Source organism: Nocardioides bigeumensis (assembly GCF_039531755.1).
Lineage (GTDB): Bacteria > Actinomycetota > Actinomycetes > Propionibacteriales > Nocardioidaceae > Nocardioides > Nocardioides bigeumensis.
Window position 1 is genome coordinate 483,909 of the sequence record NZ_BAAAQQ010000013.1, and the last position, 15,236, is coordinate 499,144.

The 15,236-nt window shown below is 69.1% G+C and carries 12 protein-coding genes and 2 pseudogenes; 3 read left to right on the top strand and 11 right to left on the bottom strand.

Annotated elements, in window-relative coordinates; genetic code table 11:
* Positions 1-27: 27 nt before the first annotated feature.
* Positions 28-756 carry a DinB family protein gene (locus tag ABD295_RS16530; RefSeq protein ID WP_344304902.1) on the bottom strand — a complete coding sequence of 243 codons (729 nt, stop codon included), beginning with the start codon at positions 754-756 and terminating at the stop codon, positions 28-30.
* A 46-nt stretch (positions 757-802) separates the two neighbouring features.
* Complete coding sequence (locus ABD295_RS16535) at positions 803-1,270, bottom strand: DUF4395 domain-containing protein (RefSeq protein WP_344304903.1); 468 nt, start codon at positions 1,268-1,270, stop codon at positions 803-805.
* 275 nt (positions 1,271-1,545) lie between these two features.
* On the opposite strand from ABD295_RS16535, the gene ABD295_RS16540 reads away from it, so the two are divergent.
* Positions 1,546-2,280 carry a hypothetical protein gene (locus ABD295_RS16540; RefSeq protein WP_344304904.1) on the top strand — a complete coding sequence of 245 codons (735 nt, stop codon included), beginning with the start codon at positions 1,546-1,548 and terminating at the stop codon, positions 2,278-2,280.
* Positions 2,281-2,781: 501 nt separating this feature from the next.
* A complete protein-coding gene (locus ABD295_RS16545) occupies positions 2,782-4,488 on the top strand; it encodes an Ig-like domain-containing domain (RefSeq protein ID WP_344304905.1) in 1,707 nt (568 codons plus the stop codon).
* A gap of 346 nt (positions 4,489-4,834) precedes the next feature.
* Here the strand turns inward: ABD295_RS16545 and ABD295_RS16550 are convergent.
* Positions 4,835-5,987: pseudogene (locus tag ABD295_RS16550) on the bottom strand (DUF2254 domain-containing protein).
* Here ABD295_RS16550 and ABD295_RS16555 point away from each other — a divergent pair.
* A complete protein-coding gene (locus ABD295_RS16555) occupies positions 5,968-6,198 on the top strand; it encodes a hypothetical protein (protein ID WP_344304906.1) in 231 nt (76 codons plus the stop codon). The pseudogene ABD295_RS16550 and the gene ABD295_RS16555 overlap by 20 nt on opposite strands.
* Here the strand turns inward: ABD295_RS16555 and ABD295_RS16560 are convergent.
* The 8 genes and pseudogenes from ABD295_RS16560 to ABD295_RS16595 all read right to left on the bottom strand — a co-directional run.
* A pseudogene (locus ABD295_RS16560) lies at positions 6,136-6,534 on the bottom strand (serine hydroxymethyltransferase); the annotation flags it as partial. The gene ABD295_RS16555 and the pseudogene ABD295_RS16560 overlap by 63 nt on opposite strands.
* Positions 6,531-6,908: a glycine cleavage system protein GcvH gene (gene gcvH / locus ABD295_RS16565; RefSeq protein WP_344304907.1), complete on the bottom strand. Its 378-nt coding sequence runs from the start codon at positions 6,906-6,908 to the stop codon at positions 6,531-6,533. The pseudogene ABD295_RS16560 and the gene gcvH, both read right to left, overlap by 4 nt.
* 56 nt (positions 6,909-6,964) lie before the next feature.
* Positions 6,965-8,071, bottom strand: a complete 1,107-nt coding sequence (gene gcvT / locus ABD295_RS16570) for a glycine cleavage system aminomethyltransferase GcvT (protein WP_344304908.1) — start codon at positions 8,069-8,071, stop codon at positions 6,965-6,967.
* Positions 8,068-10,971, bottom strand: coding sequence for an aminomethyl-transferring glycine dehydrogenase (gene gcvP / locus ABD295_RS16575; RefSeq protein ID WP_344304909.1), 2,904 nt, complete (start codon positions 10,969-10,971; stop codon positions 8,068-8,070). Before gcvP ends, gcvT begins: the two co-directional genes overlap by 4 nt.
* A gap of 208 nt (positions 10,972-11,179) precedes the next feature.
* Complete coding sequence (locus ABD295_RS16580) at positions 11,180-11,527, bottom strand: CBU_0592 family membrane protein (protein ID WP_344304911.1); 348 nt, start codon at positions 11,525-11,527, stop codon at positions 11,180-11,182.
* A 129-nt stretch (positions 11,528-11,656) separates the two neighbouring features.
* Complete coding sequence (gene ald / locus ABD295_RS16585) at positions 11,657-12,772, bottom strand: alanine dehydrogenase (RefSeq protein WP_344304913.1); 1,116 nt, start codon at positions 12,770-12,772, stop codon at positions 11,657-11,659.
* A complete protein-coding gene (locus ABD295_RS16590) occupies positions 12,769-13,959 on the bottom strand; it encodes an allantoate amidohydrolase (protein WP_344304914.1) in 1,191 nt (396 codons plus the stop codon). The genes ald and ABD295_RS16590 overlap by 4 nt, the downstream gene beginning before the upstream one ends.
* Before the next feature lie 13 nt (positions 13,960-13,972).
* Positions 13,973-15,226, bottom strand: a complete 1,254-nt coding sequence (locus ABD295_RS16595) for an acyl-CoA dehydrogenase family protein (protein WP_344304915.1) — start codon at positions 15,224-15,226, stop codon at positions 13,973-13,975.
* Positions 15,227-15,236: the final 10 nt, after the last annotated feature.

Sequence of the window (15,236 nt, forward strand, 5' to 3'; positions counted from 1 at the left end):
GCCCTCGGCCCGAAACGACCCAACGGCTCAGCTCAGCCGCGCCAGGTCGCGTCGGACGTAGCGCAGGTGCGCCCACTCCTCTTCGAGGATCACCCGGACGCAGTCACCCACCGTGGGACGCCAGTCGCCGCCCCAGGGGTTGTCGCGCTCCTCGGCGAGCAGCTCCGGCGTCGCGGAGGCGAGGAAGTCGGTCACCAGAACTTGTCGCTCGGCCCGGACCGCCAGGATCTCGTCGTACGACGGCGCGTCGGCCCGGAAGATCGACATGTCGAAACCCATCTCGGCGGCACCGGTGAAGATCTGGCCGATCTCGTGGAAGGGCTGCTCCGTCCGAAGGATCGCGCCACGGAGCCAGGCGTCGGTCGCGAGGATCAGGTGCCGCAGCGTCTCGGCCATCGACCACTCGTCGTCGACGTGGGCGTCGACCAGGTCCGGCGGCGTCTCCGACACGGTTTGCTGCCACGCGGCCTGGACGGCCACCCAGGCGTCGCGCAGGCCCTCGGGTGTCTGCGCCTTCTGCAGCTCGCGCCCCGGGAACTGGCGGTTGAGCTCGGCGTCCACGAGAGGAACCACGTCGACCCCGTTGACGATGAGGCTGCCGAAGAAGAGGTCGTGACTGTCGATGTCGAGCCCGTCCACGTCGACGCCGCGCATCGTCAGGCCGGTGACGTCGGAGAACCTCATGGTCGCGCCCTTGAAGCTCGCCTTGACGAAGGTGGCGCCCTCGAACTCCTTGGTGTCGGAATAGGTCGTCATCGCGCCATCATCGCTGCCGGCGGGGACAACCCCTCGCGGGTGAGGCTCAGGCTCCCGCGGGCTGCCCTCCACGAACCAGCCCGTAGAGCTTGCAGCCCACGCACAGCCCGGCGGCGGCGTTGAGGGCTGCCGCGGCGAGGGCGAGGCTCGCGAACGCGTAGCCGACGACGTTCGTGCCGATGATGAACGCGACCAGGGACACCGCGGTCAGCACGAAGCCGACGAGCTGCGCGAACCGAGGCGGTCTCGCGTCCTCCAGGCGGGCCGGCGCCTCGAGCCTCGGCCAGACGACCCGGGCGAAGACCTGCGCCCACACCGACCACTGAAAGCTCACGAACGCCGTGAACGCGAACACGGCGACCTGCGTGGCGAGCAGGAAGAGTCCAAGCGGGCGCACAGCGTCGACGACCAGGAGTGCGGCAGCGAGCACGAAGGCTGTCGCTCCGGCGCTGAACCGCAGGAGGCGCGGATCGACCCGTCCGCGGAGGGGACACGCGGCGACGGCGTTGGGCACGACGGTCTCTTCTTCGAAGCGGGCGGACTTGTCGGGGTGCTACCCCTGACCCTCCCGAGCGAAGGCCACCCGAGCCGCTTCAGGGTCGCACTGCGCGCGGCCTTCGACAACTCGATTCGGCACGGGCCATGACAGGCACAGCTCGCCGGTGCCACTCTGACGCATGGACTCGCCTAACAGGGTCGCAAGGATCACTGGAGGGGCCGGACTGGTCGGGGATGCGATGTTGTTCGGCGCGATCAGGCCGTCGCCCGACACCGCACAGCAGCTCGAGCATGGAGGCTGAGGTGCGCGCCGTGCTGCGCGAGCTCGGCGACCGCCTTGCAGCCACGGGGATCGCGGACGCGCTGTGGGTGGGTGGCTCGCTCGCTACCGGCGACCACGTGGTCGGCGTGAGCGACCTCGACCTGGTCGCGGTCACCTCGGAACCCCTGACGGGACCAGCCCTCGCGCAGGTCGCCCTTCTCCACCAGCAGCTCGACGACGGCGCCGCGAGGGGGATGGACCTCGGGTGTCAGTACGTCGATGCCGGACGACTCCTCGACGTCGCGGTCGAGCACCCCACCTGGACGCACGGAGTGATGGTCCACCGCACCGTGTCGCTGATCACCCGCGCCGAGCTCGTCCTGCACGGCTTCGCGGTCATCGGTCCCCCGCCGGAGGAGCTGCTGCCCCCCGTCACCCCCGACGGCGTACGCGAAGCAGCTCATGCCGAGCTGGCCGGCTACTGGTCGTACGCCGCGCGCCGACCCCACATGTTCTGGAGCCTCCCGGTGATGGTCGACCTCGGACTCACCGCGATGGCGCGAGGGCGGCACGCCCTCGCCGCAGGCGAGCTGCTGACGAAGACAGCCGCCATCGAGCAGGTGCATGCCCCTCGCTGGCTGCAGGACGACCTTCGTGCGCGCCGCCGCGGCGAGCACGTGTCCTCACCGCGCCTGCGTGCGGGCCTCGCCGCTTGGTGGGACGTCAGACGGACGACATCCGCGGCTGCGCCACCACCGCAGTAGCGGTCGGCCTCGCGAGGACTGCTCGGCGTCGCGCCCGGCTTCCTCGGAGCGCAGGACCGGAGGCACCGACCTCGTCACGAACATCGGCCCCACTACATCCACGTTGGACAAGACGACGCAACGCGTCAGAGGTTGACCGACCTCCCTGACGGCAGGTCTCACGATCGACATCCCAGCATCTGCGATTCCGTCGGCCGTGGTCACGCTCCACGCCGCCTGGTCGCCTGATGCTTCCCACTTCTGCCAGGCGGCTTCGTAGTCCTGCTCCAGGTTGGGCAGGCGCAGCATCCGCACTGCGTGCTGCGTGCTGCGTGCTGCAACGCGGCCGACCTCGAGGGGAGACCGGCGGTGCGGACGTACTCGTCGAGGATTTCCAGGTCCTCCTCTGCCCTCGACCGTCGGCGCGGCGTCTGGCCGTGCCACACATCGGGGAGGCTGAGCGTCCAGCGCCAGGTCTAGACAGGGCTTATGGGCACGGCGGCGTGTGCCTAACTTTCAAGCATGACCCGCGCTTCGAGACGATGGGGTCGTCGCCTTGCCCCGCTGACCGCTCTGACGCTGACCGGTGCACTCGTGGTGCTTGTCCCGGCACCAGCCATCGCCGCCCAAACGACCACCTTCGGCCAGACCGACGACATCTTCGTCGGTAGTCCCGACCACGAGCCTGCGAACACCGGCACCATCACCATCACCGATGCCGCTGTCGCCTCGCCGTATCCATCGGCCGTGACGGTGAGTCACGCCGGCCCGATCACCGACGTGGACGTGCAGCTCAACAGCTTCAGTCACCTCTTCCCCGACGACGTGGACGTCCTCCTGGTCGGCCCGGGTGGCCAGCAGGTGACGCTGATGAGCGACGTGGGGGGGCCGAATCCCGCTGGGCCCATCGACCTGACCTTCAGCGACGAGGCCGCCGCCGGTCTGCCCGACGGCACCGCGCTCAGCGAGGGCACCTACAAGCCCACCAACATCGGCGCCGGCGACACGTTCCCGGCGCCCGCACCGGTCAACGCGGACAACACCTCGCTGTCTGTCTTCGACGGCACCAGTCCCGTGGGGACGTGGAGCCTGTACGTCGTCGATGACTCCTTCGGCGCCTCCGGACAGATCACAGGCGGGTGGCAGCTCTCCATCGACCAGGAGACGACGCCTTACCCCAGCACGATCTCGGTCAGCGGAATGCCGGCCGCCACGGACGTCAACGTCACCTTGGAGGGGATGACCTCGACGTTCCCCAACGATGTCGATGTCCTTCTGGTCGGTCCCGGCGGACAACAGGCGACCGTGATGAGCAGCGCTGGAGGCGGTGACCTCATCTCCGGCGTCGACATCACCCTGGACGACGAGGCTGCTGCCCCGTTGCCCGACGAGACGGCCCTGGCGACGGGTTCGTACCGACCTGGCAACTACGGCAACATGGTGGACTCGTACCCCGCACCCGCCCCGGCGTCCAACGGAAACTCGGCTCTGTGGGTGTTCGACGGGCTGAGCCCGAACGGTCAGTGGCAGCTGTTCGCGGTCGACCGCGTCAGCAAGGATGTGACATCGCTGACCGGCTGGTCGTTGGACATCTCCTGGACCGACAGCGTGAGCCCGACAGGCACGCTCTCGATCAACGGCGTCGCCGGCACGACCACGAAAAGATCTGCGACCCTGAACGTCAGCGCGAACGACCCCGCCCCAGCCAGCGGCGTGAAGGAAATGCGCTTCAGCAACGACGGAGTCACCTATGGCACCTTCATGCCCTACGCCGCCACGGCGGGGTGGACGCTGACAACGGGTGACGGGCTCAAGACCGTGTACGCGCAGTTCCGCGACGGTGACGGAAACGTGTCGACGCCTGCGTCGGACACCATCGCGCTCGACGCCACGGGGCCGCATTCGGTGAAGACGAAGCCGAAGAACAAGAGCGAGGGTGTTGCGGTGACGACCGCGATCAAGATCAAGGCCAACGAGGCCCTCGCGAGAACGTCTGTGAACAAGAGGACAGTCATTCTCAAGCTCAAGGGCGGAAGCAAGGTCCTGGCCAAGGTCAGCTACAACTCTGCTAAGCACCAGATCGTGCTCACGCCGAAGTCGGACCTGAGGTCGGGCCAGACTTACCGGGTCAAGGTCAAGACCAGCGTCAAGGATCTGGTGGGGCACGGCTGGGACGAGAGCACGTCCCTGGCAGGCGCCCAGGCCCTTAAGTTCAGCTTGCAGACCTGACTGGTGATGACGAACCCGCCCTCGTGAGCGTTTCCCCACATGAGGGCGGGTCTCGGATCGAGTTGAGCTGAGGGGATTCGAACCCCTGACCTTCTCATTGCGAAGGGCGCTGGAACGCCGTTGCATGCATGGCTGAGCGTGATTGAAGACCTCGCGACCCTTCTCCGAGGCCCCGATTGCGGCACGGGGGTACGCCGGGGGTACGCGTCTCGTAAGTTGGTGCAAACCAGATGGCAACAACGAGCAGCACGCACGGCAGGTCGACTTCGGTCGCTCCTTCTCTCGGGGTGCGCAACATCTCTTCCGACTCCGAACCAGTGCGGCATCGCGCCGGCCCGTAGGCGGGTCATGACGTGAGCTGCGGGCCAACCTTGACGGGATCGTCCTGCCGGCCGTTGGCGTGTCGAACCAGGTCTGCTCCAGAACCTAGGCCTTGCTGATCGGCAATGAGCGCGTTGGTGGTGTCGAGGTCGCTGTCGAAGGACTGTCGTACGCCCAGGGTCCATAGCCCCAGCTGGCGGTCGAGCTCGGGCTGGCGCCGTTCGGGCGCGACCGTCTTGAGGTCCTCGAGTGCCGCGCGCAGCCGGCGGGCGACCTGCGGTGAGCCTGCTCCTGCGATGCGGAGCTCGTCGAAGGCGAGCCGGACGTGGCCCGTCCAGTCCGGGGCCGGCGTGGTGAGGCGCAGGTTCCCGTGTTCGTCGTGGTGTTCCCCGGTGGGGATCGTGCGGTTCGCCAGCTGGCGCAGTGCGTCGTGCAGACGGTCGATGGCCTGCACGGTGGTGGTGGGGTCGGCGAAGGGGTTGGAGACCGCGCGCTCGGCGATGTCCACGAGCTGGCGGAACCCGTAGGCCGGGTCGTCCGGATAGGAGCGCTCGTTCTTCAGCGACACCAGGCTGGCGAGGTGTCGGTGGTCCAGTCGCGAGCCGTCTCCGTCGATGAGGAGCAGGGGCGACCCGGCGCAGACGAAGTCGCCCATCGCAGGGATCATTCGCAGGGAACAGTCGGCGGCAGCGGCGGCTGCAACCAGGCCCGGGAGGTCGAACATGACGACGACCCCCGGCGTCGGTGCAGTGACCACCTGTGGGTCGGGGTCCGCCTTGGCGCTGTCGTAGGCGGGGTAGGCGCGGTGCAGCTGCTCGTGCAGGTGGTCGCCAACCAGGTCGATGAGCCCGGCGACCCGCAGGGTCTGACCGGCGTGGTGGACGTAGAGCACGAGGGCCACGACGCTGCCCAGCATGAGCAGGTAGGCGATCAGCATGGTCAGCCCGGGCACATAGCCGTCGCCCCCGGCGGCTACATCGTCGACCTGCGGGATCGCCAGTAGCGCGTAGACCAGGGTGGCCGCGAAGAGGCCGTGGGTGAGCTGGCTTGATCGGTCGCAGCAGCGCACCGACGATCCGGGGTGAGAACTGTCCCATCGCCAGCTGTACGGCCACCGTGACAACGGTCAGGACCAGGGTGAGCAGAGTGACCAGGGACGTGACGATCGTGCTCAGCACCGTCTGCGCCGCAGTGGTCGTGCCCGTTACCCAATGCGGCGCGAGGGGGGGTTCCGGCGGACCGGTCGATTGCGGCGGCGGCCATGCACAGGCCGACGCCGCCGAGCAGGCAGAGCAGCGGCACCACCCAAAGGCTGAAGTTCTGACGCATGCCGTGGCTCAGGTGCCCTCCGTGGGCCAGGTCGAGGCCGAGGATGGTGTCGCCCGCTGAGAGCAAGGCCATCATCGCCGCTGCGTTCGCCGTGGCGCCGGAGTGCGGCTGGACGTTGGCGTACGTCGCGCCGAAGAGCTCCTTGACGCGGTCCTGGGCCAGGCGCTCGATGAGGTCGATGAACTCGCACCCTCCGTAGTAGCGGCGGCCCGGATAGCCCTCGGCGTACTTGTTCGTCAGGACCGACCCCTGGGCCTCCATCACCGAGAGGGGAGCGAAGTTCTCCGAGGCGATCATCTCCAGGGTGCTCTGCTGGCGTCGAAGCTCGTCGGCGATCGCGGCGTCGATCTCGGGGTCGAACTGCGCCAACGGCGACTCCAAGACGTTCACGGTCACGCTCCGGCGCCGAGAAGGCGTTCGTACGCCGCCGCGTCGAGCACATCGGGCATTCGGTCGATCCGCAGCTTCAGCAGCCAGCCCTGGCCGTAGGGGTCGGTGTTGACGAGCCCAGGGTCCGCGACCGCGGACTCGTTGACCTGGGCCACGTCGCCGTCGGCCGGCGCGAACAGATCGCTGACGGACTTGGTCGACTCGATCTCGCCACACACCTCCCCGGCCGTGATGGTGGCCCCGACCGCCGGAAGGTCTAGATAGACGACGTCACCGAGCGCGTCGGCGGCGTACTGGGTGATGCCGATCGTGACGAGGTCTCCGTCGTTCTTGATCCATTCGTGCTGAGCGGTGTAGCTGAGCTCGGTGGGGACGGTCATGGCTCTCCTCTGGGTCAGGGACGGGCGGGGTGTGGTGTCGGGTGCGGCTCGGGTCCCTAGTCGGCTCGCTTGTAGAAGGGAAGCGTCACGACCTCGACGGGTTCGGTGCGTCCGCGGATGTCGACGGCCAGGTATGTCGCGGGCTTGGCGGACCTGGCGTCGACCAGCGCCATCGCGACGGGGTGACCCAAGGTCGGGGACGGCGCTCCACTGGTGACCTGCCCCACGGCCTCACCGGTTGTCGCCAGGACGTCGTATCCGGTGCGAGGAGCCCTTCTGCCGCGACTGGTCAGGCCCACCAATTGCCGGACCGGCCCGCGATCTCGGGCCTCGGCCAGGGCGTCGTCGCCGACGAAGCCGTCCTCCTTGTCGAACCGCACCACCCTGCCGAGACCGACCTCGAAGGGGTTCACGTCGACGGTCAGTTCCTTGCCGTACAGAGGCATCCCTGCCTCCAGGCGCAGGGAGTCGCGACAGGCGAGTCCGGCCGGGATCATCCCTCGCGGAGTTCCGACCTCGGTGAGCCGCGCCCACACGTCGGCGGCGGCCGTCGCAGGACAGTAGATCTCGAACCCGTCTTCGCCGGTGTAGCCGGTTCGAGCGACGAGAGCTTCCTGGCCGTGGATCGATGCACGGGCGATCGAGTAGTAGCGCAGGGTCGCGACGCCGTCGTCCGCGGCGTCGGCCACGATGCCCGCCGAGCGGGGACCCTGGACGGCGATCAACGCCCATGCGGTGGACGCGTCATGCACCTCGCAGGCGTAGTCGGCGACACGCTCCACGAGCTCGGCGTGCACCGTGGAGACGTTGCTCGCGTTCGCCACGACCAGGAAGTGCTCCGTGCCGAGGCGGTACACCACGACGTCGTCGAGGATCCCACCGGAGGACGAGACAAGCATCGAGTACCTCGCTTGACCGACGCGCATGTCGCTGGGCTTGCCGACGAGGGCGTAGTCGAGAGCCCTGTCCGCCCGGGAGCCGCGGATCTCGAGCTCGCCCATGTGCGACAGGTCGAAGATGCCGGCCGCGTTCCTGACCGCGTGGTGCTCGGCGGTCTCCGACCCGTACTTCAGGGGCATGGACCAGCCCGCGAAGTCGGTGAGGGTGGCGCCCAGACCGGTGTGGACGTCGTGCAGGGCGGTGGGTGTGCTGGTGTGGGTCATGGCTGCTCCCGTGGGGCGGCGGGGTTCTCGAAGTACTCCGGAGGTGGGCAGGAGCAGACCAGGTAGCGGTCGCCGTGGGCGTTCTCGAGCCGGTTCACAGGCGGCCAGTACTTGTCCTGGTCGTGCCCGGCCGGAAAGGCTCCGCGTTCCCGGGTGTAGGGACGGTCCCATTCCCCGATGAGGTCGCGGCTGGTGTGCGGAGCCAGCCGCAGCGGGCTGTCCTCCAGCGGCCACGTCCCGTCGACGACGGCGTCGACCTCGGCGCGGATGGAGATCATCGCGTCGCAGAAGCGGTCGATCTCGGCGACGGTCTCGCTCTCGGTCGGCTCGATCATGAGGGTTCCGGCGACCGGGAACGACATGGTCGGGGCATGGAATCCGTAGTCGGTGAGCCGCTTGGCGACGTCGTCGACGGTGACGCCGCTCTGCGCCGTGAGGGGACGCAGGTCGATGATGCACTCGTGGGCGACAAGGCCGTTGGCCCCGGTGTAGAGCACCGGAAAGTGCGGCGCCAGCCGACTCGCGATGTAGTTGGCGCTGAGGACGGCCACCTCGGTCGCCGTCGTCAAGCCCTCGGCGCCCAGCATGGCGATGTACGCCCACGGGATGGGCAGGATCCCTGCGCTGCCGTAGGGAGCACCACTCACCGCACCCGATCCGCCGCGACGAGCCGGGTCCGGGTGCTGCTGGTGCCCCGGGAGGAACGGAGCCAGGTGGTCGGCCACGGCCACCGGGCCGACGCCGGGACCACCGCCTCCGTGCGGGATGCAGAACGTCTTGTGCAGGTTCAGGTGTGAGACGTCGCCGCCGAACTCGCCGGGCCTTGCGATCCCGACCAGGGCGTTCAGATTCGCACCGTCGATGTACACCTGCCCACCGTGGTCGTGCACCAGCTCGCACAGGCGGGTGATGCTCTCTTCGTACACGCCGTGCGTCGAGGGGTAGGTGACCATGATGGCCGCCAAGGCGTCCGCGTGCTCCGTGCAGGCGCGCTGGAGGTCGTCGAGGTCGATGGTGCCGTCTGGCCGGGTCTTGACCACGACCACTCGCATGCCGGCCATCACCGCCGAGGCAGCGTTGGTTCCGTGCGCGCTGGCCGGGATGAGGCACACGTCGCGCCGCGGTTCGCCACGGGCGAGGTGGTAGCCACGGATGGCCAACAGGCCGGCGAGCTCACCCTGACTGCCGGCGTTGGGCTGGACCGACACCTTCGCGTAGCCCGTGATCTCGGCGAGCCACGTCTCCAGCTCGTCGACCAGGATCCGGTAGCCGCGGGCGTGGTCGGCCGGGGCGAAGGGATGCAGGTCGGCGAAGCCGGTGTGACCGATGGCTTCCATCTCGGTCGTGGCGTTGAGCTTCATGGTGCACGAGCCCAGCGGGATCATGCCGCGGTCCAGCGCGAAGTCGCGGCCGGCCAGACGCTGCAGGTAGCGCAGCATGCCGGTCTCGGTGTGGTGGCTGCTGAACACCGCGTGGGTCAGGAACCGGGACGTGCGGGCCAGCTCGGACGGCAGGTGGTCGACGCTCGCGCCGCCGTCGCTCTCTGCCGCGTCGAACGCGGCGAGGACGGCGGACACATCCTGGTCGGTGGTGGTCTCGGAGCAGCTGATGGCGACGTGGTCGGCATCGACCTCCCGAAGGAGAACGCCGCGCTCGCGTGCCCGGCCCACGACCTCGCCGGCCACTCCGGGCACCTCGACGAGGACGGTGTCGAAGAAGCTGCCGTGGACGATCCGCCGGCCCGAGGCACCCAGGGCGTCGGCGATGCGGGCGGCGCATCGGTGGGTTCGCCGCGCGATCCCGGTCAGCCCTGCAGGCCCGTGGTAGACCGCGTACATGGCCGCGACCACGGCGAGCAGCACCTGGGCGGTGCAGATGTTGGAGGTCGCCTTGTCGCGACGGATGTGCTGTTCGCGGGTCTGCAGAGCCAGCCTGTATGCCGGGTGGCCGCTGGTGTCGACCGAGACCCCGACCAGACGACCGGGGACCTGGCGCTCCAGGCCCTCGCGGACGGCGATGAACCCGGCGTGTGGGCCTCCGTAGAACATCGGCACCCCGAACCGCTGCGCGGAGCCGACGGCGATGTCTGCGCCCTGCTCCCCTGGTGGCGTGAGCAGGGTCAACGCCAGGAGGTCGGTGGAGACGGCCACGAGAGCACCCCGAGTGTGAGCCCCCACGATGAGCTCCTCGTGGTCGCGGATCTCGCCGGAGCATCCCGGGTAGGCCAGCACGACGCCGAAGAAGTCCACGTCCGCGGGCAGTCCCCGCCGGGGATCGAACACGAGCACGTCGATGCCGCTGGGCGAGAACCGGGTGCGGAGCACCTCGAGGGTCTGTGGAAGCAGGTCGTGGTCGACGAGAAGCGCTCCGCCGGCCGGGTTGGCGCGCCGCATGAGCGCGCCCGCCTCCGCGACGGCCGTGGGCTCGTCGAGCAGGGACGCGTTCGCGGTGGGGAGTCCGGTGAGGTCTCCCACCATGGTCTGGAAGTTCAGCAGCGCCTCGAGGCGGCCCTGGCTGATCTCGGGCTGGTACGGCGTGTACGCGGTGTACCAGGACGGGTCCTCTAGCACGTTGCGGCGGATCACCGCTGGTGTCTCGGTCGGGTGATACCCCAAGCCGATCATGGCGGCGGAGACCTCGTTCATCGAGGCGAGGACGGAGAGCGCACGGCGCACCTCCGCCTCATCGCGTGCCGGCGGCAGGTTCAACGGCTTCGACGAGCGGATGCCTGCCGGAACCGCCGCGTCGACGAGTGCCGCCAGGCTCGGGTAGCCGACGTCGGCGAGCATCTTGGCCTGGTCGGCGGGACTCGGGCCGATGTGCCGGGACACGAAGCCGGTCTCGGAGCGCGTGTCGCTGCCCTGGGCGCGAGCGGCGTGGTGGTGAGTGTCGATGTCCATGCGGGAGTCTCCTTGACGAGGCCGGTTGCTCCGGCCGATGATCCGGGCATCCCCGCTCTGTGAGGTGCCATGAGCTCAACCCCTCCCCCTCGGGAGGAGCTCGCATCGGGGCGCAGGATCGAGGCGATCCTGACCTTCCTGATTCACCGCACCTGGCGGTAACGGTGGGGGGTGCCTGAGGGTGTGTGGGAGTCGGCGGGTGCCGGCCTCAGCCGGGCCTCAGGGGGTCTGGCGCCGCGGAGTCCGGTGGATAGAGGCGGGCCGCGACGTCGAGCCGGTGGGCGTCGCCCGGGATCAGCCGACCGGACTTGCGAGTGCCGAACACGAACCGCGCGAGGCTCATGACTCCGATCACGAGCCACACGAGGTTCAGTCCCGCGGACGGCCAGGCCTGATTCGCGGCCGAGTTCAACAAGAGCCCCGCGGCACCCACCAGGTTCAGCCCTGCCGAGCCTGGGCGGTCTGTCGGGAGGAGGCCGGACGCAGCCAACCCGTAGGCGCCGACGACCGCCACGGCGCCTATCCACCCGACGACCTCGATCACGAGGTTCACCACCGTCGCCTCCTGTCTCGGTCCGCACCTGGCGCCGAGGTCACCGGCACGGTCCGAGCGTTCGACGTGATGGCCCGGATGAGGAGGGGCTCGTGTCCCCGTCGCCATCGCGGGGTGTGGCACTGGCAGGGATCATCGGAGAGCCTCCTCGACAGACCCCGCATCCATTCCGACAGCCTCGCTGACACGATCATTGGTCAGCCGCCCGGCGTGGGTGTTCAGACCAAGCGCCAGGCTGCGGTCGTCGCGGCACGCCTGCTGCCAGCCCTTGTCGGCCACGGCGACGACGTACGGGAGGGTCGCGTTGGTCAGCGCGTACGTCGAGGTGCTCGGCACCGCGCCGGGCATGTTCGCCACGCAGTAGAAGATGGAGTTGTGCACCTCGTACGTCGGGTCGGCGTGCGTGGTCGGACGGGTGTCCTCGAAGCACCCTCCCTGGTCGACGGCGATGTCGACCAGCACCGACCCAGGCTTCATCCGCGAGACCAGCTCGTTGGACACCAGCTTCGGTGCTGCCGCGCCGGGGATCAGCACGGCACCGATCACCAGGTCCGCCTCCATCACGTGCTCCCGGATCGCCAGCGTGGACGATGCCAGGCCGTGCACCCGGTTGCCGTAGCGCCAGAACGACATCCGCAGCTTGTCGAGGTCGGTGTCGAGCAGCGTGACGTCGGCGCCCATGCCGAGCGCGATGTTGGCGGCGTTCTGCCCTGCCACGCCGGCGCCGATGACGACCACCTTCGCGTTCGCCACGCCGCCGATCCCGCCGAGCAGGACTCCTCGGCCGCCGTAGGCGCGCAGCAGTGAGTACGCGCCGACCTGCGGGGCCAGGCAGCCGGCAACCTCGGACATCGGGTAGAGCAGCGGCAGCACGCCCGAGGGCAGCTGCACCGTCTCGTAGGCGATCGCGGTGACCTGGCTGGCCAGCAGGGCCTGGGTGAGCGGCTTGTCGGCCGCCAGGTGGAGGTAGGTGAACAGCGTCAGGCCCTCACGAAGCCGGTGGTACTCCTCGGCGATCGGCTCCTTGACCTTGAGCACGGTGTCGGCATTGCCCCACACCTCGTCGGCGGACTCCAGGATCTTCGCCCCGGCCGCGAGGTACTCCTCGTCGGGGACCTGCGAGCCGATGCCGGCGCCCGTCTCCACGAAGACCTCGTGACCACGCTCGGTCAGCTCGTGCACGCCGATCGGCGTGATCGCCACCCGGTACTCGTGGTCCTTGACCTCCCTGGGGACACCGATCCTCATGACGCGACCTGCCGGATCACCTGGGCCAGGGCGCGCACGCCCTCGACGCAGTCGGCTTCGTCGGCGTGCTCCTGCGGTGAGTGCGAGACACCTGTCGGATTGCGGACGAAGAGCATGGCGCTCGGCACGCCGGCCGCGGCCATCGTCCCGGCGTCGTGACCAGCGCCGCTCTCCAACACGGGCGCGTCGTCCAGAAGCTCGGCCAACGACTCCGCGAGCGGCCCGTCGAAGCTCTCGCGCGAGGTGAAGAAGTCCTGGACGCTGTCGACTCCCTCGATCGCGGCGACCTCGGCCGCGACCTCGTGGACCAAGGCCTCGTCGGGCCCTCGAGCGTCGAGCCAGGCGGTCACGCGCGCGGGGATCGCGTTCGCCGCATTGGGGTCGACGTGGAGCTTGCCGATCGTGGCGACGCAGTCGCGTGCGAGCGCGGCCTCGCAGGTCCTTCGGACCACCTCGGCCAGGACGAGCATCGGGTCCTGTCGGTCGACCATGCGGGTCGTCCCGGCGTGATTGCCTTCGCCCTGGAGGACCAGCCTCCAGCGCCCATAGGGGCGGATGGCTGAGCCGACCGCCACCGGGCGGTCCAGGTCGGCGAGTCCTCGACCCTGCTCGATGTGCAGCTCCACATACGTCCCGATGCGCGCCGTGGCCTCGGGGTCCGGCCCGAACGCATCGGGGTCGGCCCCGCTCGCGCGCAAGGCCTCGGCCATGGTGACCCCGTCGGGGTCGCGCAGGGCGAGCGCCTCCTCGCGCGGCAGGGATCCCATCAGCACGCGAGAGCCGAGGCAGGTGATCCCGAACCGGCTCCCCTCCTCCTCGGCGAAGGAGACGACCGCGACCGGGGCCGCAGGCATCTGCCCTTCGTCCGTCAGCTGGTCGATGGCCGCGAAGGCCGAGACGACGCCCAGCGCGCCGTCGAAGGCGCCGCCTCCGGGTACCGAGTCCAGGTGTGATCCCACGACCAGGGGACGCTGCCCTCGGTCCCGCGCGGCGTCGGGGTCACCGAGCCAGGCCCAGTGGTTTCCCGCGCGGTCGACCTCGACGTGCATTCCTCGGCTCGCCGCGGCCCCCACGAACCACTCCCGCAACTCGAGCTCCGCGCTGGAGCCGAGGATCCGGTGGTAGCCGCCCCACCGGTCAGCCCGGCCGACGGGCTGGGTCTCGGCCCAGAGCTGCTGGAACGTCACCGGCGATCCCGGCTCAGTTGTTCTCGAGCTCGGGCATGCCGAGGTCGGTCCAGGTCTTGCGCTCGTTCGCCGCGATCCGGTGACCGTACTTCGCCTTCGCGAACAGGTCTCCCGAGATCTCGGACTTGGCCACGAGGCTCATCAGTTGGCTCTCGCGGGTGTGCAAGGACACCGTGCGGATGTCTCGCCAGGCCCGCTCGAGCGGGTTGAACTTGAACAGCGCCCTGGTGCCCACGACATCGAAGGCCTTGGTGGCGACGAAGATGCCGTTCGTCTTCGCCGAGTGCAGGGCCCGGAGGGAGGCGACGGACGCCTCGTCGTATCGGCCCACGTCGTAGAGCCACTGGGCGTAGCACCACGACGCGCGGGTGGCCTGGAGGCAGCTGGACATCTCGCCCAACGTGTACTTCAGCCCGTCCTCGTCCGCGAGGTAAGGGCGCTCGTTGAAGACCTTGATCACGAAGTCGTAGGCGCCCTGCGCGATGCCGTGGAGCAGGGCGGCGTAGGTCAGCTCGAAGAGGTACGGGTGCTTCTGGACGTAGTCGCCGGGTTGGCCGAGGACGTCCTTGTTAGCGATGGGCACGTTCTCGAACTTGGTGGGCCCGGACAGGGACGCTCGGATGCCGATGACCTCCTCCCACCCAGGCAGGAAGTGCACGCCCGGGTCGCCGGCGTTCATCACGCCCAGGACCAGGCCCTCGGAGGAGTTCTCGGTGCCGGGGGCGAGTGCCCAGTAGAGGATGTACGTCGAGGCCGCAGCCATCGACGTGAAGCCCTTGGTCCCGTTGGCGACGAACCCGTCCTCGGTCTTGCTGAACTCCGCGTTGAACTGGATGCTGCCCGTCTCCTTGCCGGTGGCCAGACGCTGCTGCGGGACGACCTCGCTGCCGACGGTGGCCATCAGCACGCCGTTGTCGACGATCTCCTTGAACAACCAGGCCTGCTGGTCCGGGCTCCCCAGTCCGGCGATCAGGCCGTGACAGTGGTACTGGGTGGTCAGTGCCCACGCGGTGCTGGCACAGGCAGAGGCGATCACCTCTATGACACTGTGCGGCAGGAAGTGCGCGAAGCCCGCGGAGGTGCCCAAGCCGCCGAACTCGGCCGGGACGGCCAGTTTCAGGAAGCCCTGCTCCGTGAGGAGCTCCATGTTCTCCTTCGGCCACGAACCTTCCTCGTCGTACCTGCGGGCGCGCTCCGCGAGGATCGGCCTGAGGGCCTCAGCCTTGGCGACCCATTCCGCGACCTCGGGCGAGGGAGCAAAGTCCATGTCGAGTCTT

Excerpts from the sequence above, each read along its gene's own strand:
- gcvT (WP_344304908.1), bottom strand. The coding sequence starts at position 8,071 with ATGACCCACACCAGCACACCCACCGCCCTGCACGACGTCCACACCGGT.
- gcvP (WP_344304909.1), bottom strand. The coding sequence starts at position 10,971 with ATGGACATCGACACTCACCACCACGCCGCTCGCGCCCAGGGCAGCGAC.
- ABD295_RS16530 (WP_344304902.1), bottom strand. The coding sequence starts at position 756 with ATGACGACCTATTCCGACACCAAGGAGTTCGAGGGCGCCACCTTCGTC.
- ABD295_RS16540 (WP_344304904.1), top strand. The coding sequence starts at position 1,546 with ATGGAGGCTGAGGTGCGCGCCGTGCTGCGCGAGCTCGGCGACCGCCTT.
- ABD295_RS16595 (WP_344304915.1), bottom strand. The coding sequence starts at position 15,226 with ATGGACTTTGCTCCCTCGCCCGAGGTCGCGGAATGGGTCGCCAAGGCT.
- gcvH (WP_344304907.1), bottom strand. The coding sequence starts at position 6,908 with ATGACCGTCCCCACCGAGCTCAGCTACACCGCTCAGCACGAATGGATC.
- ald (WP_344304913.1), bottom strand. The coding sequence starts at position 12,772 with ATGAGGATCGGTGTCCCCAGGGAGGTCAAGGACCACGAGTACCGGGTG.
- ABD295_RS16545 (WP_344304905.1), top strand. The coding sequence starts at position 2,782 with ATGACCCGCGCTTCGAGACGATGGGGTCGTCGCCTTGCCCCGCTGACC.